This is a genomic window from Streptomyces sp. NBC_01304 (assembly GCF_035975855.1).
Taxonomy (GTDB): domain Bacteria; phylum Actinomycetota; class Actinomycetes; order Streptomycetales; family Streptomycetaceae; genus Streptomyces.
The window spans coordinates 8,958,046-8,979,534 of sequence record NZ_CP109055.1; the positions used below are offsets into that span (position 1 = coordinate 8,958,046).

General features: G+C 69.9%; 20 protein-coding genes and 1 riboswitch. Of the genes, 13 read left to right on the top strand and 7 right to left on the bottom strand.

Annotated features, from left to right (window positions below; translation table 11 throughout):
• Window positions 1–91: 91 nt before the first annotated feature.
• Window positions 92–2,437, bottom strand: coding sequence for a chitinase C-terminal domain-containing protein (locus OG430_RS39875; protein WP_327357540.1), 2,346 nt, complete (start codon window positions 2,435–2,437; stop codon window positions 92–94).
• A gap of 258 nt (window positions 2,438–2,695) precedes the next feature.
• A riboswitch (FMN riboswitch) is annotated at window positions 2,696–2,826 on the top strand.
• A gap of 144 nt (window positions 2,827–2,970) precedes the next feature.
• Between OG430_RS39875 and ribD the strand changes: the two genes are divergently transcribed.
• The 10 genes from ribD (at window position 2,971) to OG430_RS39925 (ending at window position 11,606) form a co-directional block, all read left to right on the top strand.
• Window positions 2,971–4,107 (top strand): bifunctional diaminohydroxyphosphoribosylaminopyrimidine deaminase/5-amino-6-(5-phosphoribosylamino)uracil reductase RibD, encoded by a 1,137-nt coding sequence (gene ribD, locus OG430_RS39880; protein ID WP_327357541.1) that lies wholly within the window; start codon window positions 2,971–2,973, stop codon window positions 4,105–4,107.
• 2 nt (window positions 4,108–4,109) lie between these two features.
• On the top strand, window positions 4,110–4,718 hold the full coding sequence (locus OG430_RS39885; protein WP_327357542.1) for a riboflavin synthase: 609 nt from the start codon (window positions 4,110–4,112) through the stop codon (window positions 4,716–4,718).
• Window positions 4,715–5,374, top strand: a complete 660-nt coding sequence (locus tag OG430_RS39890; RefSeq protein ID WP_327357543.1) for a nicotinamide mononucleotide transporter family protein — start codon at window positions 4,715–4,717, stop codon at window positions 5,372–5,374. The genes OG430_RS39885 and OG430_RS39890 overlap by 4 nt, the downstream gene beginning before the upstream one ends.
• Entirely contained in the window at window positions 5,371–6,639 is a 1,269-nt protein-coding gene (locus tag OG430_RS39895; protein ID WP_327357544.1) for a bifunctional 3,4-dihydroxy-2-butanone-4-phosphate synthase/GTP cyclohydrolase II, read from the top strand. The genes OG430_RS39890 and OG430_RS39895 overlap by 4 nt, the downstream gene beginning before the upstream one ends.
• Window positions 6,640–6,696: 57 nt before the next feature.
• Complete coding sequence (ribH, locus tag OG430_RS39900; RefSeq protein ID WP_327357545.1) at window positions 6,697–7,182, top strand: 6,7-dimethyl-8-ribityllumazine synthase; 486 nt, start codon at window positions 6,697–6,699, stop codon at window positions 7,180–7,182.
• A gap of 35 nt (window positions 7,183–7,217) precedes the next feature.
• Window positions 7,218–7,490, top strand: a complete 273-nt coding sequence (locus tag OG430_RS39905) for a phosphoribosyl-ATP diphosphatase (protein ID WP_327357546.1) — start codon at window positions 7,218–7,220, stop codon at window positions 7,488–7,490.
• 59 nt (window positions 7,491–7,549) lie between these two features.
• Window positions 7,550–8,407, top strand: coding sequence for an ATP phosphoribosyltransferase (hisG, locus tag OG430_RS39910; protein ID WP_327357547.1), 858 nt, complete (start codon window positions 7,550–7,552; stop codon window positions 8,405–8,407).
• 33 nt (window positions 8,408–8,440) lie between these two features.
• Window positions 8,441–8,884, top strand: coding sequence for a PH domain-containing protein (locus OG430_RS39915; protein WP_327357548.1), 444 nt, complete (start codon window positions 8,441–8,443; stop codon window positions 8,882–8,884).
• Window positions 8,885–9,153: 269 nt separating this feature from the next.
• A complete protein-coding gene (locus OG430_RS39920; protein WP_327357549.1) occupies window positions 9,154–10,518 on the top strand; it encodes a hemolysin family protein in 1,365 nt (454 codons plus the stop codon).
• Window positions 10,515–11,606 carry a hemolysin family protein gene (locus OG430_RS39925; RefSeq protein ID WP_327357550.1) on the top strand — a complete coding sequence of 364 codons (1,092 nt, stop codon included), beginning with the start codon at window positions 10,515–10,517 and terminating at the stop codon, window positions 11,604–11,606. The genes OG430_RS39920 and OG430_RS39925 overlap by 4 nt, the downstream gene beginning before the upstream one ends.
• A 131-nt stretch (window positions 11,607–11,737) precedes the next feature.
• On the opposite strand, the gene OG430_RS39930 is transcribed toward OG430_RS39925, so the two are convergent.
• Together OG430_RS39930 and OG430_RS39935 are read right to left on the bottom strand one after the other, a co-directional pair.
• A complete protein-coding gene (locus OG430_RS39930) occupies window positions 11,738–13,615 on the bottom strand; it encodes an AAA family ATPase (protein WP_327357551.1) in 1,878 nt (625 codons plus the stop codon).
• 448 nt (window positions 13,616–14,063) lie between these two features.
• A complete protein-coding gene (locus OG430_RS39935) occupies window positions 14,064–14,735 on the bottom strand; it encodes a uridine kinase family protein (protein ID WP_442816642.1) in 672 nt (223 codons plus the stop codon).
• 179 nt (window positions 14,736–14,914) lie between these two features.
• On the opposite strand from OG430_RS39935, the gene OG430_RS39940 reads away from it, so the two are divergent.
• Complete coding sequence (locus tag OG430_RS39940) at window positions 14,915–16,297, top strand: peptidase C39 family protein (RefSeq protein ID WP_327357552.1); 1,383 nt, start codon at window positions 14,915–14,917, stop codon at window positions 16,295–16,297.
• Between the two features lie 127 nt (window positions 16,298–16,424).
• Window positions 16,425–16,586, top strand: a complete 162-nt coding sequence (locus tag OG430_RS39945) for an SCO1431 family membrane protein (RefSeq protein WP_327357553.1) — start codon at window positions 16,425–16,427, stop codon at window positions 16,584–16,586.
• Window positions 16,587–16,621: 35 nt separating this feature from the next.
• Here OG430_RS39945 and OG430_RS39950 read toward each other — a convergent pair whose 3' ends face one another.
• Genes OG430_RS39950 through OG430_RS39960 form a run of 3 tightly spaced genes read right to left on the bottom strand, consistent with a single transcriptional unit; the run spans window position 16,622 to window position 19,090 of the window.
• Window positions 16,622–17,530 (bottom strand): hypothetical protein, encoded by a 909-nt coding sequence (locus OG430_RS39950; protein WP_327357554.1) that lies wholly within the window; start codon window positions 17,528–17,530, stop codon window positions 16,622–16,624.
• 55 nt (window positions 17,531–17,585) lie between these two features.
• Complete coding sequence (locus OG430_RS39955) at window positions 17,586–18,551, bottom strand: DUF6114 domain-containing protein (RefSeq protein WP_327357555.1); 966 nt, start codon at window positions 18,549–18,551, stop codon at window positions 17,586–17,588.
• On the bottom strand, window positions 18,542–19,090 hold the full coding sequence (locus OG430_RS39960; protein ID WP_327359436.1) for a DUF6230 family protein: 549 nt from the start codon (window positions 19,088–19,090) through the stop codon (window positions 18,542–18,544). Before OG430_RS39960 ends, OG430_RS39955 begins: the two co-directional genes overlap by 10 nt.
• A 236-nt stretch (window positions 19,091–19,326) precedes the next feature.
• On the opposite strand from OG430_RS39960, the gene OG430_RS39965 reads away from it, so the two are divergent.
• Window positions 19,327–19,956 (top strand): TetR/AcrR family transcriptional regulator, encoded by a 630-nt coding sequence (locus OG430_RS39965; protein ID WP_442816643.1) that lies wholly within the window; start codon window positions 19,327–19,329, stop codon window positions 19,954–19,956.
• Between the two features lie 61 nt (window positions 19,957–20,017).
• Here OG430_RS39965 and OG430_RS39970 read toward each other — a convergent pair whose 3' ends face one another.
• Window positions 20,018–21,256 (bottom strand): glycoside hydrolase family 18 protein, encoded by a 1,239-nt coding sequence (locus tag OG430_RS39970; protein WP_327357557.1) that lies wholly within the window; start codon window positions 21,254–21,256, stop codon window positions 20,018–20,020.
• Window positions 21,257–21,489: the final 233 nt, after the last annotated feature.

Here is a 21,489-nt window from a genome sequence, read left to right on the forward strand (position 1 = left end):
GGGCGGCGAGACCGCCGGGCCGGGCAGGGAGACCCGGCGGCGGGGCAAGGGCTGGGCATCCCGCCGCCGGGTCGTCAGGGTGAGCGCGGTGTCAGCAGGCCCCCTGGTCCCGCCAGACGCCCCACTCCCCGGTGGTGCCGGGCTCCTCGCCCTTCGTCCACCACTGGGCCTTCCAGGTGTGCGACTTGTGCGACACGAGCGCCCCGCCGCCGTACTCGGAGCTCGCGCTCCAGGCCGTGGCCGTGCAGGCCCCCGTACCGCCCGACGGGGACGGGGACGGTGATGCGGACCCCGACGGGGAGGGCGAGCCCGTGCCCGACCCCGGCTCCACCACGGTCGCCCCACGGGTCAGATCGCCCGCGAGCCCGTACGTCTTCCCACCGAAGCTCACCGTCCAGTTGGACGGCGTGGACACCGGCAGGTAGTACACGAAGTCCAGCTCGACCGAGGCCCCCGGAGCCAGGGTCTGCCAGGCCGGCAGCTTCAGCGAGGCCCGGTGGTAAGTGCCCTTCAGGCCACCGGCGTTGGAGCCGGTGTGGTCGCTGCGGATGATCGTCGTGCCGAAGCCCGACTGATCCTTGGCGTTGTTCGGCGCCGAGGTCCCGTAGTCGAACTGGAACTCCGTGCCGCCCGGCAGCGTCGCCTTCGTGTTGTTGGTGATCTTCAGCTTGGGGCTGATCGGGTAGTTGGAGTCGCCGAGCGGGAACTGACCGAAGCTGACGTCGATGTCGAGCGCCTCACCCGGCAGATCGATCGTGGAGCGCTTGGCGCCGTACGGGGAGGCCGACTTGAACTTGTCGTACATCGTCGTGGTGAGCGTGTCGCCCATCTCGTACTGGCCCTTGCCGGCGTTCCAGTCGTAGTCGCCCGCGAGCTCCCAGATCATGGCGCCGCCGACGCCCTGGTCGACCACGTAGTCGGCCTTGGCGGCGACCGACTGCTCGTCCTCGGTGGACAGGAACACCTTCTTCTCGGCGTTCCACAGCCAGGGCGCGACCAGCGTCGAGTCGTACTTCCTGACGTAGGTGCCGGTCAGCTTGGTGTCGGCGGGGAAGCCGTACTTCGTCACGTAGTCGCCGACGACGCCCTTCTCCAGGTTCTTGGCGTGCCACATCGGGTTGGAACCGGCCGGGGATTCCTTGCCGTTGTCGTCCTTGTCGTGCCACAGGTTGTCGATGCCCACGGCACCGTCACCGCACTTGGTGAGCCCGGACCCGGCCGGGCACGTCGTGCTCGAAGCCTTGCCCCACAGCCCGTCCGTACCGCCCGTCACATTCTTGAATCCCCTTGTGTAATAAGGGAGTCCGATGTTGATACGTCCGGCGGGCATGGAGCCCCGGAAGTAGTGGTAGGCCCAGTCGGTGTTCAAATACCCGATGCCGCCGTACTGCGAGGTGGAATACACGCCCGCGGCGGCGAGTTCGGAGTCCTTGCCGTCGTCGTAGAGCGAGGCATTCGGCCCGACGTATTCGTTCCATGCGCCGTGCAGGTCGTAGGACATGATGTTGACGTAGTCCAGATACTTCTGCATCTGGAAGGTCTCCATGCCGCGCAGCAGATAGCCGGAAGAGGGCGCGGCCACGGTCAGCATGTAGTGCTTGCCGTCGGCGGCACCCGCCTTGTCCAGCTTCTCGCGCAGCGACTTCGTCAGCGCCGCATAGCCCTTGACAAGCCCGGCCCGGCGGCCGTTCGCGAGCGACCAGTCGAGCGGATGGCCCGCGTCCTTCATGGTCGTCGGGTACTCGTAGTCGATGTCGACGCCGTTGAAGCCGTACTTCTTGATGAACGCGACGGCGGAGTCGGCGAACGTGTCGATGCCCGCTTGGTTCACCGAGCCGTCCGCGTTGGTGGCCATCGAGTAGAAGCCGCCGGAGTTCACCCGCTTGCCGTCGTCGTCGAAGTAGCCGCCGGTCTCGGCCCAACCACCCACCGAAATAAGGGTCTTGACGTTCGGGTGCTGCTTCTTGAATTTATTGAGCAGATTGAAATGACCCTTGTACGGCAACGCCGGGTCCATTTCCGCGCCCGCTACGCCCGGCCAGGTCATGCCGGTCGCGGCATTCTTCTCGCCGTCCGCGCCGACCGAGAGCTTGTTGTCGGAGCCGATGTGACCGAAGGCGTAGTTGATGTGGGTGACCTTGTCCCACGGAATGTCCGAGGCGAGATAGGCGGGCTCGCCGTTCTTCCCGGTGCGCCAGCCGGTGAAATAGCCGATGACACGACGCTGGTGGTCGTCGCCCATCTTCTCGCGGCCCGCCGAGTCGTAGACGGAGCAGTAGGGGACGGCCACGCCGGGCGTCTTGTACAGCCCGTCGGGCCGGCAGGAATCGTCCTCGGCGGCCTGCGAGGAGGTCGCGGTCAGGGCGCTCAGGAGCAGTCCGGCGACCGCTGCGCCGGCGCCGAGCAGCATGGCTCTGGCGCGGGTGGGGGAGTGCACGTCGGTTCCTCCTGGGGAGGCTCGGTGTCGCACGACGAACAGGGCAGGGCCCCCGGCGTGCGCACACCGGACGGCCGACTCCTCGGAGGTGACGCAGACCATAAAAGGACTAGACCAGAGCGTCAATAGGTATGGACCAATGCCGAGGTACCGTCCGGCGGTCCGTGAAGTGAAACGCGAACCCGCTGTGAGCCAGCCCACAGACGGTCACCCGCATGGCCGACGATCAGGCGTGGCACACTGACCGTGTACCAAAAGCAGCGCACTCCGGGGTCGGTGTAATTCCGAACCGGCGGTTACAGTCCGCGACCCGGTCACCTCCAGTGACCGGTTGACCAGGTGAAATTCCTGGACCGACGGTGAAAGTCCGGATGGGAGGCAGTGCGCGGCGGACGAGCACGATCAATTTTCGTGTACGCCGCCGACGGTTTGTCCGCGATCAGTGGACGACCGCCGTCCGGCGTTGCCGATCACCGAGTGCTCTACGTCCGTTCACTTCTGTCGTCATCGACAGGCCCCGGAGTCCGTGCCCTATGAGGCAGGAGGACCCGGTGGCCCCCACCGCAGCCGCAGAGCTCGACGCCATGCGTCGCGCGCTCGCGCTTTCAGCGCTCGGTCTCGGCGGTACAAGCCCCAACCCGGTCGTCGGCTGCGTCATCCTCGACGCGCACGGCTCGGTCGTGGGCGAGGGCTTCCACGAGCGCGCCGGCGGCCCGCACGCCGAGGTCCACGCCCTGCGCGCGGCCGGTGACAAGGCCCGCGGCGGCACCGCCCTCGTCACCCTCGAACCCTGCAACCACACCGGCCGCACCGGCCCCTGCGCGCAGGCCCTCATCGAGGCAGGCATCGCCCGCGTCGTCTACGCCGTGGCCGACCCCAACCCCACCGCGACCGGCGGCGCACAGACACTGGGTGCGGCCGGGATCGACGTAGCAGGCGGGCTTCTGGAGGACGAGGCGCGGGCAGGCAACATCGCCTGGCTCACCTCCCTCAAGACCGGCCGCCCGTACGTCACTTGGAAGTACGCCGCCACCCTCGACGGCCGCATCGCCGCCGCCGACCGCACCAGCCGCTGGATCTCCTCGGCCGAGTCGCGGGCCGACGTCCACCGGCTGCGGGCCGAGGCGGACGCGGTCGTGGTCGGCTCGGGCACGATGCGTGCTGACGATCCACACCTTGCCGTGCGCGGGATCGAAGGCGCGGCGCAGCCGCTGCGGGTGGTCGTCGACACGGAGGCCCACTGGGTGCGCCCCGGCGCGCGCGTGCTTGACGACACCGCCGAAACGGTGGTGGTCGTGGCCGAAGATGTGGGCCCCGAGTTCTTCTCCGAGACGGGGGCGGGTCTGTTCTGGAGCCTGCCGCGCGCCAAGGACGGCCGAGGCATCAACATCCCGGCCCTGCTGGCCGAGTTGCACCACTACGGCGTCCGCTCCGTCCTCCTCGAAGGTGGCCCCACCCTCGCCGGCGCCTTCATCGCCGCCGGAGCCGTCGACCGGGTGGTCGGCTACCTCGCCCCCGTACTCCTCGGCGCGGGCCCCGCCGCCCTCGCCGACGCCGGAATCACCACCATCACCGACGCGTTGCGCCTCGAAGTGACCGAGACCGTACGCATCGGCCCCGACATCCGCATCACCGCCGTCCCCAACACCCCTGCGCACAAGGAGAGCTGACCGTGTTCACCGGAATCGTCGAAGAACTGGGTGAGGTCACCGCCGTCGAGCAGCTCGGTGACTCCTGTCGCTTCCGCCTGCGCGGCAAGGTCGTCACCGAGGCCGCCGCGCACGGCGACTCCATCGCGGTCAACGGCGTCTGCCTGACCGTCGTCGAGTACGGCGACGACTGGTTCACCGCCGACGTGATGGAGGAGACCCTCAAGCGCTCCAGCCTCGGCGCCCTCGAAGCGGGCTCCCGGGTCAACCTGGAGCGCCCCACCGCCCTCGGCGCCCGCCTCGGCGGCCACATCGTGCAGGGGCACGTGGACGGCACCGGCACCATCATCGACCGCACGCCCTCCGAGAACTGGGAGATCGTCAAGGTCTCGCTGCCCGCGGAGCTTTCGCGGTACGTCGTCGAGAAGGGCTCCATCACGGTCGACGGCGTCAGCCTCACCGTGGTCGAAGCGGCCGCCGACTACTTCACCATCAGCCTCATCCCGACCACCCTCGCGCTCACCACGCTCGGCATCAAGCAGTCCGGCGACCCGGTGAACCTCGAAGTGGACATCATCGCCAAGTACGTCGAGCGGCTGCTCGGCGCGAACACCCCGGGGGACACCAAGTGAGCGCACTCGACTGGCTGAACTCCGAGGCCTTCACGGCCTTCGACCAGCACATCAAGTGGTCCGACATGATCGGCAACACGATCGGTCTCGTCGCGCTGGCCCTGGGCTGGAAGCGCTCGATCTGGACCTGGCCGGCCCAGTTCGTCTCCGGCCTGATCCTCTTCGCGGCCTTCGCTGCCGGTCACCTGTCCGGCAGTGCGGGCAAGCAGGTCGTCGTCATGGTCGTCGCGGCCGGCGGCTGGCTCGCCTGGACCCGCGGCAGGAAGCAGGCCCAGGACGGCACGCTCGCCGTGCGCTTCGCCACCTGGAAGGAGCGCGGGCTGATGCTCGCGGCCGCGGCCGCCGGCACCGTCGCCGTGGCGATGCTCTTCAAGGCCTACCCGTCGCTGTCCTGGGACCCCTGGCCGGACGCGTACATATTCGTCGGCACGATCGTCGCGATGTACGCCCAGGCCCGCGGCATGGTCGAGTTCTGGTTCGCCTGGCTCCTCGTCGACCTGGTCGGCGTCCCGCTGAACTTCGCCAACGGCTACGCCTTCTCCGGATTCGTCTACGTCATCTACGGCGCGCTCGTCCTGTGGGGCATGCGCGACTGGTGGCTGCGCTCCCGCGCCGCCGCCGCACAGCAGCCCGCTTTGGAAGGAGCCCCGGCATGACCACTGCCCCGGTTTGGTACAGCACCGACAACGCCGAGGACCTGGCCCTCGACCCCATCGAGCAGGCCATCTCCGACATCGCGGCGGGCCGCCCGGTCGTCGTCGTGGACGACGAGAACCGCGAGAACGAGGGCGACCTCGTCATCGCCGCGGAGAAGGCCACCCCCGAGATCGTCGCCTTCATGATGAGCGAGTGCCGCGGCCTGATCTGCGCGCCCATGGAGGGCGACGAGCTGGACCGGCTCGAACTGCCGCAGATGGTCGCCGACAACACCGAGTCCATGAAGACCGCCTTCACGGTCTCCGTCGACGCGTCCGGCGCGCACGGCGTCACCACCGGCATCTCGGCGGCCGACCGCGCCACCACCCTGCAGCTCCTCGCGAGCGGCAAGACCGGCCCGGCCGACTTCGTCCGCCCCGGCCACATCTTCCCGCTGCGCGCCCGCCCCGGCGGCGTCCTGGCCCGCGACGGCCACACCGAGGCCGCCGTCGACCTGGCCCGCCTCGCGGGCCTCCGTCCCGCCGGAGCGATCGTCGAGATCGCCGGCGAGGACGGCAAGATGCTCCGCCTGCCCGAGCTGATCCCCTTCGCCCGCAAGCACGGCCTGACGATCATCTCCATCGAGGACCTGATCGCCTACCGCCGCACCGCCGAGCCCACCGTCCGCCGCGAAGCCGCCGTCCAACTCCCCACCGCCTACGGGGAGTTCACCGCGTACGGCTACCGCTCCGCCACTGACGGGGTCGAGCATGTCGCCCTCGTCCACGGCGAGATCGGCGACGGCGAGGACGTCCTGGTCCGGATGCACTCCGAGTGCCTGACCGGCGACGTCTTCCACTCGCTGCGCTGCGACTGCGGCCCTCAGCTGACCGCCTCCATGGAACGCATCCAGGACGCGGGTCGCGGCGTCGTCGTCTACCTGCGCGGTCACGAGGGACGCGGCATCGGGCTCCTGTCCAAGCTGCGCGCGTACGAGCTCCAGGAGCGCGGCCGCGACACCCTCGACGCCAACCTCGAGCTCGGCCTGCCCGCCGACGCCCGGGACTACGCGGCCGGCGCCCAGATCCTCGTCGACCTCGGCGTCAGCAGCGTACGACTGCTCACCAACAACCCCGACAAGTCCGAGGCCCTCGTGGAACACGGACTGACGGTGAACGGCCGCGAGCCCATGCCGGCCGGGGCGGGCGAGCACAATCTGCGGTACCTGCGCACCAAGCGGGACCGGATGGGGCACGACCTGCCCTGGCTCGACGCCACCAGCTGAACCACCCCTGAACCCGTAACTTCAGAACACTTCACAGAACTACTGAGGAGAGAGCACGTGAGCGGCAAGGGCGCACCCGTACTGAGCGTGAAGAACTGCGGCGACCTGCGGGTCGCGGTGATCGCGGCCCAGTGGCACGAGAAGGTCATGGACGGCCTCGTCGACGGCGCCCTGCGCGCCCTGCACGAGCTCGGCATCGACGAGCCGACCGTCCTGCGCGTCCCCGGCAGCTTCGAGCTCCCGGTCGTCGCCAAGGTCCTCGCGGGCCGCGGCTACGACGCGATCGTCGCCCTCGGCGTCGTCATCCGCGGCGGCACCCCGCACTTCGAGTACGTCTGCCAGGGCGTGACGGGCGGCCTCACCCAGGTCTCCGTCGACACCGGCGTCCCCATCGGCTTCGGCGTGCTGACCTGCGACACCGAGGAGCAGGCCCTGGACCGCGCCGGCATCGAGGGCTCCACCGAGGACAAGGGCCACGAAGCGGTCACCGCGGCCGTCGCCACCGCGACCATCCTGCGCACCGTCTCCGAGCCCTGGCGCTGAGTGGGACCGGATCGACGCGTAGAGTGAGCGGCATCATGTCCAAGAAGACGTTCGAGGAGCTCTTCACCGAGCTCCAGCACAAGGCCGAAAACGGCGATCCCACCACCTCGCGCACCGCCGAGCTGGTGGGCAAGGGTGTCCATGCGATCGGCAAGAAGGTCGTCGAAGAGGCCGCCGAGGTCTGGATGGCCGCCGAGTACGAGGGCAAGGAAGCCGCCGCCGAGGAGATCTCCCAGCTCCTGTACCACGTACAGGTGATGATGGTCGCCCGCGGCATCTCCCTCGACGACGTGTACGCCCATCTCTGAGCCGACACCCGCAGGCGCCCGACTCCCCAACGTACGTACGAACTAAGGAAGCTGACCTCATGCTGCGCATCGCCGTCCCCAACAAGGGTTCACTCTCCGGACCTGCGTCGGCGATGCTCCATGAGGCCGGCTACCAGCAGCGCAAGGAGTCCAAGGAGCTCGTCCTCGTCGACCCGGCCAACGAGGTGGAGTTCTTCTACCTCCGCCCCAAGGACATCGCGATCTACGTGTCCGCGGGCAAGCTCGACATCGGCATCACCGGCGAGGACCTGCTGATCGACTCCGGCGCCAACGCCGAGCCGATCCTGCCGCTCGGCTTCGCCCGCTCCACCTTCCGCTTCGCCGCGAAGCCCGGCACCGTCAAGGGCATCGAGGACCTGGCGGGCAAGACGATCGCCACGTCGTACGAGGGCATCGTCGCCAAGCACCTCGCCGAGCAGGGCGTCGACGCCGCCGTCGTGCACCTGGACGGCGCCGTCGAGACCGCCATCGAGCTGGGCGTCGCCCAGGTCATCGCGGACGTCGTCGAGACCGGCACCTCGCTGCGCAACGCGGGCCTGGAGGTCTTCGGCGACCCGATCATGAAGTCGGAGGCCGTCGTCATCCGGCGCAAGGGCGTGGCAGCCGGGGACGCCGCGGACCCGAAGGTGCAGCAGTTCCTGCGCCGTCTGCAGGGCGTCCTGGTCGCGCGGACGTACGTGATGATGGACTACGACTGCCGTGCCGAGCACCTGGAGCAGGCCGTCGCCCTCACCCCGGGCCTCGAGTCGCCGACCATCTCGCCGCTGCACAACGAGGGCTGGGTCGCCGTGCGCGCCATGGTCCCCGCCAAGGACGCCCAGCGGATCATGGACGACCTGTACGCCCTCGGCGCGCGGGCCATCCTGACCACGGCCATCCACGCCTGCCGCCTCTGACCGGCGATCGATCCCGGATATTCAGGACACGTCATGTCTGACCTCCCTGCCCTGCCCGTCACCTTCCGGCCGAACCGGACGCGCGCCGTCCTGCTCACCGTCGGCGTCGTCATGTTCGTCGTCATCTCCGGTGTCGCACTCATCCTGGAGACGCTCAGCCCGGGGGAGCGGATCAGCTTCATCTTCACCGGCGCGCTGCTCTTCGGCGTGCTCGTGCTGCTCTCCCGGCCCAAGGTCGTCGCCGACGACGCGGGCGTCACGGTCGTGAACCTCACCAGCCGGCGGCGCCTGGCCTGGGCGGAGATCGTCCAGGTCAACCTCCGTCCGGGCGACCCGTGGGTGTTCCTCAACCTCACCGACGGCACCAGCCTGGCCGCCATGGGCATCCAGCCCGGCATCGCCAAGCAGCGCGCCATCAGCGACGCACGCGCCCTGCGCGCGCTCGCGGAAGCACACGGCAGCGGCGGCGAGCACTGATGCGTCACCGCGGCGAGCACTGATGCCGGGCTGCGGCGCGCAGTGCTGCGCGACCGCGGCGCGCACTGACGCAGAACCCGGCGGGGAGCACTGACACAGCGGCCCCGTTCGTGATTAATCTGGAGACGAGGGCACCCAAGGGGTGCCCGACCCCGCTCGGGCCCGCCCCCGACCCGCCCGGGGTACCTGCTACCCGAGGAGTGACCCTCTCCGGCAATGGACGGACAGTCCGGTAGTACCTGCGCCGCCCCCTCACCGGAGGCGGCGGCATGATCATTCCACTTCTGCTCCTCGCGGCAGCCTTCCTGCTGATCCTGGCCAACGGCTTCTTCGTCGCGGCCGAGTTCGGCCTCGTCACCGTCGAGCGCCCGGACGCCGAGCGCGCCGCGGCCGAGGGCGACAAGCGGGCCCGCACCGTCGTCAAGTCGCTGCGTGAGCTGTCCTTCCAGCTCTCCGGGACCCAGCTGGGCATCACCATCACCTCGCTGGTGGTCGGCATGCTCGCCGAGCCCGCCCTCGCGCGGCTGCTCGCCGGTCCCTTCACGGCCGTCGGCATACCCGAGGGAGCGGTCTCCGGCGTCGCCGTGATCGTCGGCATGCTGCTCGCCTCTGCGGTGCAGATGGTGATCGGCGAGCTCGTGCCCAAGAACTGGGCGATCTCCCACCCGTTGCAGGTCGCCCGCTTCGTCGCGGGCCCCCAGCACCTCTTCTCGCGGCTCTTCCGGCCGGTCATCGCCGCGCTGAACGCCGTCGCCAACCGTCTCGTACGTGCCCTCGGCGTCGAGCCCACCGAGGAGATGGACTCCGCCCGCACCCCGGGCGAACTGGTCTCCCTGGCCCGGCACTCGGCGCAGGCGGGCACCCTGGAGGCGGACACCGCGGACCTTTTCGTCCGCACCCTCTCCCTCGCCGAGCTCACCGCGCAGCACGTCATGACACCGCGCGTGAAGGTCAGTTCGCTGCAGTCCTCGGCGACCGCCGCGGACGTCGTGAACCTGACCCGCGCCACGGGCCTGTCCCGCTTCCCCGTCTACCGGGAGCGCATCGACGAAATCGTCGGCATGGTGCACCTGAAGGACGCCCTGGCGGTACGCGGACCGGAACGGCACCGCACGCCCGTGGGCCGGATCGCACTGCCCCCGCTGATGGTGCCCGAGACGCTTCCCGTGCAGCCGCTGCTCGAACTCCTGCGCAGCGAGCAGCCCATCGCCGTCGTCGTGGACGAGTACGGCGGCACGGCGGGCGTCGTGACCTTGGAGGACATCGTCGAGGAACTCGTCGGCGAGGTGCGCGACGAGCACGACAAGGACGATCTACCCGAGCTCGCCGTCGCACCGGCCGAGGACGGCCGGCCCGCATGGGAGGCCGACGGCAGCTGCCGCGTGGACACGCTGCTGCGCATAGGGCTCGAGGTCCCCGAGGGGCCGTACGAAACCGTGGCCGGGCTCGTCGCCGATCTGCTCGGCCGCATCCCCGCGCCCGGCGACCGGGCCGAACTGCCGGGCTGGAAACTGGCGGTGCGCCAGGTCGGGCACTACCGGGCCGAGCGGGTCCGCCTCGTCAGGACCGTGCCCGCCGCGCCGGCCCGGACCGACGCCACCCTCGACCGACAGGCCGTGGAGGCCGTCCGATGAGCCTCCTGCAACTCCTCTTCGCCTTCCTCCTCGTCCTGGCCAACGGCTTCTTCGTGGGCGCCGAGTTCGCGCTGGTCTCGGTGCGCCGCAGCCAGATCGAACCGCTCGCCGCACAGTCGGCACGCGCGCGCCGGGTGCTGTACGGCCTGGAGCATCTGCCGCAGATGATGGCCGCGGCCCAATTCGGCATCACGGTCTGCTCGTTGACGCTGGGCGCGGTCGCCGAACCGACGGTGGCGCACCTGCTCGAACCGGTCTTCCACGCGGCACACGTGCCGACTGGGCTGATCCACCCGCTCGGCTATGTGATCGCCCTCGCGGCCGTCGTCTTCCTCCACCTCGTCATCGGCGAGATGGTCCCGAAGAACCTGGCGATGGCCGCGCCCGAGAAGACCTCGCTGTGGCTCAGCCCCGGCCTGGTCGCCTTCGCCCGGCTGTGCCGCCCGGTGACCGTGGCCCTCGGCGCCTGCGCGCGGGTGATCCTGCGGCTCTTCAGGGTCGAGCCCAAGGACGAGGTCGAGGCCGTCTTCACCAGCGCCCAACTGGGGCGCCTGGTCGAGGACTCCGGGCAGGCCGGGCTCCTCGAACCGGAGGCGCAGGAACGCCTGGAGGACGCCCTGGAGCTGGGCTCCCGCCCGGTCACGGACGTCCTCCTCACCCGTGCCTCGCTGGTCACGGTCGACCCCTCGGTCACGCCGCGCCGCATCGAGGAGCTCACGGTGCGGACCGGCTACTCCCGCTTCCCGGTGTGCGCGGACAGCGGGGCCTTCATGGGCTACCTCCACGTCAAGGACGTCCTCGACCTGGAGGAGGACGACCGCGCGGTCCCCCAGCAGATCTGGCGCCCCATGGCCACGCTGCGCGCGGAGCTCCCCCTGGACGACGCCCTGACGGTGATGCGCCGCGCGGCCACGCACCTTGCGCAGGTGGCGGACGCCTCGGGGAAGGTGCTCGGCCTGGTGGCCCTGGAGGACGTCCTGGAACTCCTGGTCGGCGAGGTCCGCGACCCCGCTCACCGCTCACCGGGCCCCTTGCCACGCTTGGCGGAGCCTCGGACTGAGGCGCCGGAGGAGGCTTTGGCGGGGTAGAGATTTTCCCCCTCCCCGCCCCTTCCCTTAAGGCTGCCGCCGGCATGAATCAGCCCGTCCGGCGTTTGAGGACACCGCCCGAAGGGCGGAAGGCTTCGCAGAATTTCGGGAAGGGGCGGGTAGGGGAAAATCTAAAGCCCAGCAGATCCCCGAGGCCCCCGCCCCGACAGCACCTCGCCATAGGCCTGCATCAGGTCGGCCAGCCGAAGCGTGGCCAGATCGTCCCGCCCGGGTGCCCCGGGATACCCGGACAACCGCAAGTCCCGGTAAGCACAGCTCTTCTCGTACAGCGTACGAAGGAACCGTCCGTTCCCCAGCTCATCGATCCACCCCTGATCGACGACGTGCCCACTGATCGAGCGGAGCTCGTCGAGCGCCTCCTCGTCCCACACGTCCCCGTTCTCCCCGGCAAGGACCTCCCCTATCGAGGTGAGCTCCAACGGCCGGTACGAGGGAAAGTCCACCCGGGTCGTGAAGCGCGAGCTCAACCCGGGGTTGGCGGCGAGGAGCCGGTCCATGCCCTCCGGATAGCCGGCCAGGATCACCACGAGGTGGTCCCGGTTGTCCTCGGCCCGCTTCAGCAACACCTGCAGCGCCTCGTCGCCGTACGCATCGCCCTTGCTGTAACCGGAGTTGGAGAGCGCGTACGCCTCGTCGACGAACAGCACACCGCCGATCGCGGAGTCGATCAGCTCGTTCGCCTTGACCGCGGTCTGCCCGAGGAACTCGCCGACCAGATCGGCCCGTTGGGCCTCGACCAGATGGTCCCCGCCCAAGAGTCCCAGCGCGTAGAACACCCGCCCGAGGATCCGTGCCACGGTCGTCTTGCCCGTCCCGGACGGCCCGGAGAAGACGAAGTGCCGTTTCGGCGGCTGCACCGGCAGCCCCTGCCCCGCCCGCAGGCGCGCCATCCGCAGCTGCGCGGAGAGCGCCTTGACCTGCCGCTTGACCGGCTCGAGCCCCACCATCCGCTCCAGCTCGGACAGCGCCTCCTGCAACAGTGCCGGATCCGCGGACCCGGCGGGCAGCACGGGCGGGCCCGCCTGGACCGGGAGGATCGCCTTCTCGCGGACGGTCTCGGTCTCGGCGGGCGCCGCGCCCGTGGCCGGATCCGGCTCGGTGCCGAGCTTCACATCGCCGCCGCCGTACACCCCGTCGACCGCCTCTTGGCAGTCCGCCAGGTCCTGGCCGACCCCGGTCAGCGACACGGAGGCGAGGTCGGCGGCCTCGTCGAAGCCCTCGGCGCCGTCGTACTCGGCGATCGCCGCGAGCCGCGCCGACGTATCCATGAAGGCGGGGTCGACCCGGTGCACGGCCCGGTACAGCGGCAGCGCGGCCGCGCTGCGCCCGGTGCCCTCGTGCGCGCGGGCCAGCCAGTAGCGAAGCTCCTTGCGCTGCGGCTGCTCGCTGCGGCAGCGCATCAGCGCGGCCGAGAGCAGCGGCTCGGCCTGTCCGAACATCTCCAGGCGCACCCGCGCCATCCCGCCGAAGAGCCCCGCCTCGATGCCGAGCACGGCGTCGTCGATCAGCGGATCGGTGTGCCGTACGAGCTGATCCCAGTCCTTGACCAGATAGGAGCGGCAGGCGTGCAGGAACCGCACCTGCGGATCCGCGTCCACCGGCGGCAGCCCCGCAAGCGCCCGGTCCAGCTCCGGTACGTGCCGTCCGTCGAGCCAGTGCGAGGCGTGCGCGAGGAGCAGGTCGCGCGGCGACTCCAGGACGGGCTGCACCCACCAGCCCAGCCAGTACCAGGAGTTGAGCGTGCGTCGGTGCCGGGCACGCTGCTCCCCGAAGCGGTCCCGGTGCCGGTACATCCGTAACAGCGCCGTCGTCGTGTCGATGCGCAGCGCGTGCAGCCCCAGCCAGCCGTCGGCCATGCCCGGGTCCATCCGCACCGCGGCCCTGAACTCCTCCTCGGCCTGCGGATAGGCGCCCATGGTGTAGGCATCGACGCCCCGCAGCCAGGCGAGGTCGGCCGGGGCCGACGAGCCCTGCGTGCCGAAGTCCATCACGTCCCCCACAAACCGTGCCCCCGTGGTGTGCCGCCGGGCGAGTGCCCGCCGGCGGCGTTCGCCGAACTGCCGATCCGTCGAACTGCCCAACCGTCTTGCCACAGAAGGGAGTTGATCCGATGCCGCCCCTAATCAGTGATGAAGGTCGCACCGAGAGGCATCGTACCTGCGAGGGGGCCGTCGACCGAAGGGTGCCGCGCCATGGATCATCGAGGTTCGGCAAGCGGAGAACGGGACTTGAGTCGTCACCGAGGGTGAGCGAAGCGCGTCGGTGAGCGCCGCTAAAACGGACAAAGGGCAGAACGAAGCCCCCGATCACGGGGGAACAATCGGGGGCTTCGCGTCTGCGGGCGATCCCGAAGGACCGCACATTCAGAACGTAAGTCCTGTACGACCCCCGGGTCAAGCCGAGTTGAGGGACTCTCGGAAGCGGTTTTCCGCCGTCTCAGCGCATCGCCGACGGGTCGTCACGCGGAGTGACGGCTTCCGCCCCATTCGGCGTTTCATCCTGTCCCGGGAGCACCCTGAAACCCTCCGGGCACTGCCGCACCAAAGAGTCGGCAAAGGGCTTCGAAGGGTCTTCGGCGAAGTGTCGACGCTCCGCCGATTCCCAGCCGTCCCAGAACTCGCTCTGGGCGGGCCCGTCCCGATGCCTGCCCCGCGCCCAGGACGCCTCGGCCGGCAGATCCATCCAGAGCAGCCGCGCCAGCCACGGCCGCAGCTCCCGCCGCCCGGCCCCCACCCCTTCCACCAGGACGACGGGCGCGGCCTCGACCGTGCGCTCGGCGCCGAACCGCCGCAGCTCCCAGTCGTACGCGGCACACCGCGCCGCCCGCCCGCGGGAGAAGGGCTCGATCACCTGCCGGTGCAGCCGCCCCGTCCAGGCGAAGAGCTCGTCGTGGGTGGCGAAGTCGTCCAGGTGCAGCACCGGCGCCCCGTCGAACGCCTCGGCGAGCCGGGCGGCGAAGGTGGACTTCCCGGAGCCCGCGTGCCCGTCGACGGCGACGAGCCGGACCGGGCCGCAGGAGGGCGGCAGCGCGCGCAGCTCGGCGGCGAGACGGGGGAGCGGGGTGGGGCGCGGGGTGAGCTCGTCCATCCGCGGGGTGTCCTCGTTCATCACGGCCAGCCTAAGCCAGTGGTCCACGCCAATATTGGTGCGAGGACGCGACCCCAAGTGCTGGCAGAAGTCCGCCGTGACCGGCAATAGTTGCCCCACTGACGTGCACCTGCCGCCTGCGGCGGACCGCTTCGCCGCATGCTCGCCCCGTCCGGACACGACCTCTGGGGGCTCCGCCCATGACCAGCTCCACACCCAGCCCGTCCCGCAGAACCCTGCTCACCGTGGCCCTCGCGGCGGCCGCAGCCGGCGCCGCGTCGCCCGCAGCCGCCGCGCCCGGAAGTTCACCGGCGCCCGGCAGCGCCCCGGCCGGCGCCCCGGCCGGGAGCGGCCGACTCGTGGACAACCGCTTCTGGACCTCGTACAACGACTGGCGCTCCGGCACCGCCAAGGGCACCCGGGCAGTCGCCGGCGCCCGCCCCGGCCTGGCCATCGCCGCCCCCGCGGGCCGCACCGACTACACCGACCCGCACACCGGGCAGACCGCGACCTGGGAGTACGCCACCTGGACCGGGCCCACCCACAAGCTCGCGGTGCCCTCCACCGAGGTCATCGCGTCCTGGAACGCCCGCACCCCGGACGGCACCTGGATCCTGGTCGAACTGCAGGGAACGTACAGCGACGGGACCAGGACCCCCTGGTACGTGATGGGGCGCTGGGCGGCCAAGGACACCGACATCAAGCGGACCTCGGTCGACGACCAGACCGACGACAAGAGCACGATCTGGACCGACACCTTCGCCATCGACGACCCGGCGACGGGCCTGCGCCTGGTCTCGTACCAGCTGCGCCTGACCCTCTACCGCAAGCCGGGCAGCAAGGCCTCGCCCACCGTGTGGCGCCTGGGCGCGATGGGCTCGGACGTCCCCGACCGCTTCACGGTGCCCGCCTCCACGCCGCACCTGGCCAAGGAGCTGAAGGTCCCGCGCTACTCGCAGAACGTCCACGTCGGCCAGTACCCGGAGTACGACAACGGCGGCGAGGCCTGGTGCAGCCCCACCTCCTCGCAGATGATCATCGAGTACTGGGGCCGTAAGCCCACCGCCGAGGACCTGGCCTGGGTGAACCCCGACTTCGCCGACCCGCAGGTCTGCCACGCGGCCCGCTACACCTTCGACTACCAGTACAACGGCTGCGGCAACTGGCCGTTCAACGCCGCCTACGCGGCGACGTACAAGGACATGCAGGGCGTCGTCACCCGCCTCGGCTCGCTCACCGACCTGGAGCGGCTGATCGCGGCCGGCATCCCGGCCATAACGTCACAGTCGTTCCTGAAGGAGGAGCTCACCGGCGCCGGCTACGGCACCGCGGGCCACCTGATGACCGTGATCGGCTTCACGGCGGACGGCGACGTGATCGCCAACGACCCCGCCTCGCCCAGCAACGACGCGGTGCGCCGGGTCTACAAGCGGCGCGAGTGGGAGAACATCTGGCTCCGCACCAAGCGCTACAACGCGACCGGCAAGGTGGTCTCCGGCACAGGCGGCGTCTGCTACCTGTACTTCCCGGCCCGCCCGAACACCGCGCAGCGCAAGGCCCTGGCGGCCGTCGGGGTGCGCTGAGCTCGGCTTGTGGCCCCCGGGGTGGTGACCAACGTCTCTACCCCGGGGCATGGCCTTGCTGGCATGGTGAACAGGTATGACGCCAGTGGGGGGACACCACTGCCGGACCACCGTGAGCGAGACAGCCATGCATGCCACCACCGCGAAGAGCCCTGCCGAAGTCGCCGAGTACGCCAAGGCGCGCACCGGCGGCCCCAAGGACGTCGGCCCGAAGATCCTGGAGCACGTGCTCGGCTGGACCCTGGTGGTCGTCCTCGCGATGTTCGTCACGCAGGCGGGTCTGCTCTGACACCCGTTACGCAGGCGGGCCTGTTGTAACCCCCGTTACGCGGGCGGGCCTGCCGTAACTTCCTGACCGTCCTCGATCACGTCCCCGGACGCCGTCCAGTGCCGGTCCGGAATGCCCACCAGGCCGTACAGCCAGCGCACCGGTGACCGTTTCGACAGCAGTACGAAACCGGCGAGCGCGGCGAAGACGAGCAGGCCCAGCCAGCCGCCGAGCAGCCGCATCAGCACGCTCGCGGTGAGCGCGCCGACGAACGGCAGTCCGTAGACGCCCGCCGCCGCGATGGCGATCGCCACGATGCGGGGCACCTTGCGGTCCTCGTCGGCGCCCGGCAGCGACCAGCCTTCGAGCAGCCAGCCGATCTCGGTGACGAGCATCGTGCCGATGACCCCGGCGCCGAAGAGCAGCAGCGCAAGGAAGGTCCCGGAGGTCAGGAAGTCCAGGACGTTGTTGACGATGGTGTCCTTGGGCCAGTTGGCGAAGTCCTCGTCGCTGGTGGAGAAGAACCGCTCGTAGCCGCTGCCGTCCCAGCCGTGGATCAGCGCGCCGAACAGCAGGAAATAGCCGCCCACGCACTGCAGATACGCCCAGTAGCCCGCGCCGACCAGGACCAGCATCTGCGCCACCTCGAAGCCGAGGAGGGCGCCGATCGGGATCCCGCCCGCGTAGAAGAGCACCCAGCCCGCCCAGATCCCGCCCGGTCCGTCGGCCACCTGCATGGTCGCCCAGGAAGGGTTCTGCCACAGCATGAAGATGCCGGTCGGCACCATCAGGACGGTGGCGAACAGAAGGGTCAGCGTGCGGTAGGGGTTGGCGACCCGGCTGCGGGTGCGCGGGCCCTCGCCCACGCTCAGCCGCTCCCAGATCTGCAGCTGCCGCCCGGCCGCCAGCGCGAACGTCGCTCCGGCGGCGTACGCCCAGAACAGCGCGGCCTGAATCTGGATCACAGCAGCCCCCGCCCGGTCTTACGGCCCTTGCCCATGACGCCCCTGGGGTCCGAGCTCATGACGCCCCCAGGGTCAGCCCGCCGGCCACGATCAGATCCGAAGTGACCAGCGCCTGCTCGGCCTTGACGTCCGTCATGAAGACGAACGGCGGGATCACCGGCGGCACCGGCAGCTTGTCCGGCGTGAACGTCACACACAGCAGACCCTCGATGCAGCCGGTGAACTTGGTGAGATAGAGCGTCACATCGCCGCTGAGCTCCAAGGTGTCGGCGCCCAGGGCGAGTTCGTCGCGCCCGTCCCGCGTCTTGAGCCGGTAGTCCGTCAGCGAGGCCGCCTTCATGCGCAGCACCATGACCTTCAACGGGCCCTTGGAGGTGGGGATTTCGCGCACCTCGGAGAACGAGAAGCCCTCCGGCGCGAAGAGCGTGGTCGTCACGGACGGCGGGGTGTCGGGCGCGATGATCGAGCCGGCCGGAGCCGCCTCGGCCCGTCCCACACCCGGCCCGAAGACCGCCGCGAGCAGGATCACCGGCAGCAGCACCCCGAGCGTCCGCGTGCCCTGCCCGTCGCGGACCGAAGGCCGCTTCGCCGCGTCCTCCTCGCCCTCGGGCACCGGAGTCCAGCCGAACCCCATCGCACTGCCCGCGATGCCGAGCAGCATGCCCACCAGGAAGCCGCCCAGATTGGTCGCGGCGAACGAAAGCACCGACAGAATAAGGGCGTTGATGCTCACGTAGTGCCGGGCCTGCGGCATCAGCCAGAGGAAGACACCGGCCACGATCAGTGCGAGCCCGATCCCGATCGCCGCGATCCCGCCGAGCCCGAGACTCACCAGGACCGTCAGCGGCGACAGCGGGATGAGCAGCAGCTCGGCCCCGCCCAGGATCAGCAGCAGCCCGCCCCAGAACGGCCGGGTCCGGCGCCATCTGCGCAGCACCCGGCGCTGATCCGGCGCCGGCAGCCGCCGGTCCAGCCAGCCGCCCCCGACCTCGGGATCGCCGGAGCGGAAGTTCAGAAGCACTTCTTGCCGTCCAGGCTGACGTCGAGCTTCATGCCCTTGAGCCGGAAGTTCCCGCCGGTCGCCGACCAGGCGTGGGAGCGTACGCCGGCCACCTCGATGTCCCCGGCCTGCAGCCCGAACTTCCCGGCCTCGCCCTTGACGCCCTCGACCTCGTCCAGCGTCGAGGCGTCCCGGCCGATCTGCGCGGTCCCGAAGCGGGCGTCGCCCACCAGGTCCTCGCCGTCGATGATGAGGTTGCTGGCCGTCACGTTGCCCGCCTCACCGCCCGCCGTCAGCTTGAACACCACTGTGCCGAGCGGGGTCTTGACCTCCGCGGCCTGGCAGATGTCGGACAGGGTGGCGTCGCCGATCCCGAGCAGCGCCACCGGGTGGCCCTTGCCGTCGACCGACCGGTCCGTCTGCACGAACGACGACAGGCCCTGGCTGGACAGCTTCCCCGACGACACCTGAAAGCTGGTGCCGGAGACCGCGAACGAGGCGGCAAGCGCCCCCTCGGCCATCACCGAGGCCATCGCGCCGACCGCGAGCACCGCGGGCATCATGACGACCGCGGTCTTCTTCCAGTTGGTTCTCCCCACGGCCGCCGGCCGTTTCGCTGCGCGCGTGCTTCCCGCTTCGCGCGTCTGTCCCGCTTCGCTCACTGGTTCCTCCCGTACGTCGTCCACGTGCGTAAGGGGGAGTGCGTGGTGGAGCTCCGACGGGACTCATCGGCGCAGGTGGCGGGCGTTCTGCCATACTGCGGAAATCCCGTGGCAGTTGGAGACTAGGGCGCAATTTGAATATTAGTCAACAGCGCGGAAGCACCGAACGTTCCCAGGTGCGGCGCGCCGAACTCATCGCCATCGGCCGGAAGTTGTTCGCCGACACCTCCTATGACGCGTTGTCCATGGACGACATCGCCAAGCAGGCAGGTGTGGCCAAAGGGCTGATCTACTACTACTTCAAGTCCAAGCGCGGCTACTACCTCGCGATCGTCGAGGAGTCGGTGGCCGAGCTGGTCGCCCGCGCCGGCAGCGACACCGAGCTGCCGCGCGCGGAGCGGGTGCATCGCACGATCGACGGCTATCTGCGCTACGCCGAGCACCATCAGGCCGCGTACCGCACCATCGTGACCGGCGGCGTCGGCTTCGACTCGCAGGTCATGGCGATCCGGGACGCGGTGCGCGAGGAGCTGATCGGGGCCATCGCCGAGGGTGCGTACGGCCACCGGCGGATACCCCGTCTGGCCAGGCTCGCGCTGATCGGCTGGCTCAGCAGCGTGGAGGCCATCACGCTCGACTGGCTGGGGCACGACGGCGACCCGGACCGTGACACGGTGCGCGACCTGCTCGTACGCACGCTGCGCAGGACCCTGGACACCATCGAGGAGTTCGTCCCCGAATGCCCCTCGCCGGAGCCCGCCTGAGGTCGCGCGAGAGGGGCGGGGAACCGGTCGGCTCCCCGCCCCAAGTGCTCTGCCCGTGCGCTCAGTTGATCGCGTTGATCAGCTCACCGTTCGCCGTGTCGCCGCTGAGCTCCCAGAAGAACGTGCCGCCGAGACCCTGCTCGTTCTTGTAGCCCATCTTCCCGGCGATGGTCTCCGGGGTGTCGTAGCTCCACCAGTTGGTGCCGCAGTGGGCGTACGCGGTCCCGGCCACCGTGCCGTTCGCGGGGCACTTCGACTTGAGTTCCTTGTAGTCGTCGATGCCCTGCTCGTACTTGCCCGCGGCCGGACCCGTGGCGGCGGAGCCCGGCTCCTTCTGCGTGACGCCCGTCCAGCCCCGGCCGTAGAAGCCGATGCCGAGCAGCAGCTTCGCCGGCGGGATGCCGAGGCCCTTGAGCTTGGTGATCGTGGCATCGGAGTTGAAGCCCTGCTGCGGGATGCCGTCGTAGGACTTCAGCGGGGAGTGCGGGGCCGTCGGGCCCTGCGCCGCCCACGCGCCGAAGAAGTCGTACGTCATCGGGTTGTACCAGTCGACGTACTGGGCGGCGCCCGCGTAGTCCGTCGAGTCCATCTTGCCGCCGTCCGAGGCGTCGGCGGTGATGGCCGCGGTGACCAGGTCGCCGCCGAACTCCGTGCGCATCGCCGACATCACGTTCTTGAAGGCGTCCCTGCCGCTGGTGTCGCAGGAGAGCCCGCAGTCGTTCGGGTACTCCCAGTCGATGTCGATGCCGTCGAAGACATCGGCCCACTTCGGGTCCTCGACCAGCGCGCGGCAGGACTTGGCGAAGCCGGCCGGGTCCTTGGCGGCCTCGGTGAAGCCGCCCGACCAGGTCCAGCCGCCGAAGGACCACAGGACCTTCAGGTTCGGATGGAGCTTCTTGAGCTTGCGCAGCTGGTTGAAGTTGCCGCGCAGCGGCTGGTCCCAGGTGTCGGCAGCGCCGTCGACGCTGCCGCTCGCGTCATAGGCCTTGTCGGTCGCGGCGTAGGAGTCGCCCATCGTGCACTTGCCGCCCTGGACGTTGCCGAAGGCGTAGTTGATGTGCGTGAGCTTGGCTGCGGAACCGGACGTCTCGATGTTCTTGACGTGGTAGTTCCGGTCGTAGACGCCCCATTCGGTGAAGTAGCCGATCACCTTGGAGCCGGCGGCCGCCTCGGCGGTGGGGGACTGGGACCGGTCGGCGGCACCCGCGGTGCCTGCTCCGGCGAGCAGTCCGGCGCCGAGCACGGCGCAACACGCGGCGGTCAGGAGCGCCCTGAGGCGCGGGCGGTGCGGTCTGAGCATCGTGTCTCCTCGTGGGGGAGGGAGAGGGGGAAGTGCTGTTCGACCTTGCGCTGAGGACGTGCGTGGGGGGTTTGACATGAACGGGGTAAGGCGTTGGCCGGAACAGTAGAAGGACTAGACCAGTGCGGTCAATGGTTCGGACCAATTTGAAGACCTGGGCCGCGCGTCTGGAGGGGCGGTCCGGCCGACCTCGAAAAGTAATCGAGTTAACGCTCGTGAACCGGTGACGAGAG

Excerpts from the sequence above, each read along its gene's own strand:
- ribD (WP_327357541.1), top strand. The coding sequence starts at position 2,971 with ATGAGGCAGGAGGACCCGGTGGCCCCCACCGCAGCCGCAGAGCTCGAC.
- OG430_RS39895 (WP_327357544.1), top strand. The coding sequence starts at position 5,371 with ATGACCACTGCCCCGGTTTGGTACAGCACCGACAACGCCGAGGACCTG.
- OG430_RS39905 (WP_327357546.1), top strand. The coding sequence starts at position 7,218 with ATGTCCAAGAAGACGTTCGAGGAGCTCTTCACCGAGCTCCAGCACAAG.
- hisG (WP_327357547.1), top strand. The coding sequence starts at position 7,550 with ATGCTGCGCATCGCCGTCCCCAACAAGGGTTCACTCTCCGGACCTGCG.
- OG430_RS39915 (WP_327357548.1), top strand. The coding sequence starts at position 8,441 with ATGTCTGACCTCCCTGCCCTGCCCGTCACCTTCCGGCCGAACCGGACG.
- OG430_RS39920 (WP_327357549.1), top strand. The coding sequence starts at position 9,154 with ATGATCATTCCACTTCTGCTCCTCGCGGCAGCCTTCCTGCTGATCCTG.
- OG430_RS39925 (WP_327357550.1), top strand. The coding sequence starts at position 10,515 with ATGAGCCTCCTGCAACTCCTCTTCGCCTTCCTCCTCGTCCTGGCCAAC.
- OG430_RS39930 (WP_327357551.1), bottom strand. The coding sequence starts at position 13,615 with ATGGACTTCGGCACGCAGGGCTCGTCGGCCCCGGCCGACCTCGCCTGG.
- OG430_RS39935 (WP_442816642.1), bottom strand. The coding sequence starts at position 14,735 with ATGAACGAGGACACCCCGCGGATGGACGAGCTCACCCCGCGCCCCACC.
- OG430_RS39940 (WP_327357552.1), top strand. The coding sequence starts at position 14,915 with ATGACCAGCTCCACACCCAGCCCGTCCCGCAGAACCCTGCTCACCGTG.
- OG430_RS39945 (WP_327357553.1), top strand. The coding sequence starts at position 16,425 with ATGCATGCCACCACCGCGAAGAGCCCTGCCGAAGTCGCCGAGTACGCC.
- OG430_RS39960 (WP_327359436.1), bottom strand. The coding sequence starts at position 19,090 with ATGCCCGCGGTGCTCGCGGTCGGCGCGATGGCCTCGGTGATGGCCGAG.
- OG430_RS39970 (WP_327357557.1), bottom strand. The coding sequence starts at position 21,256 with ATGCTCAGACCGCACCGCCCGCGCCTCAGGGCGCTCCTGACCGCCGCG.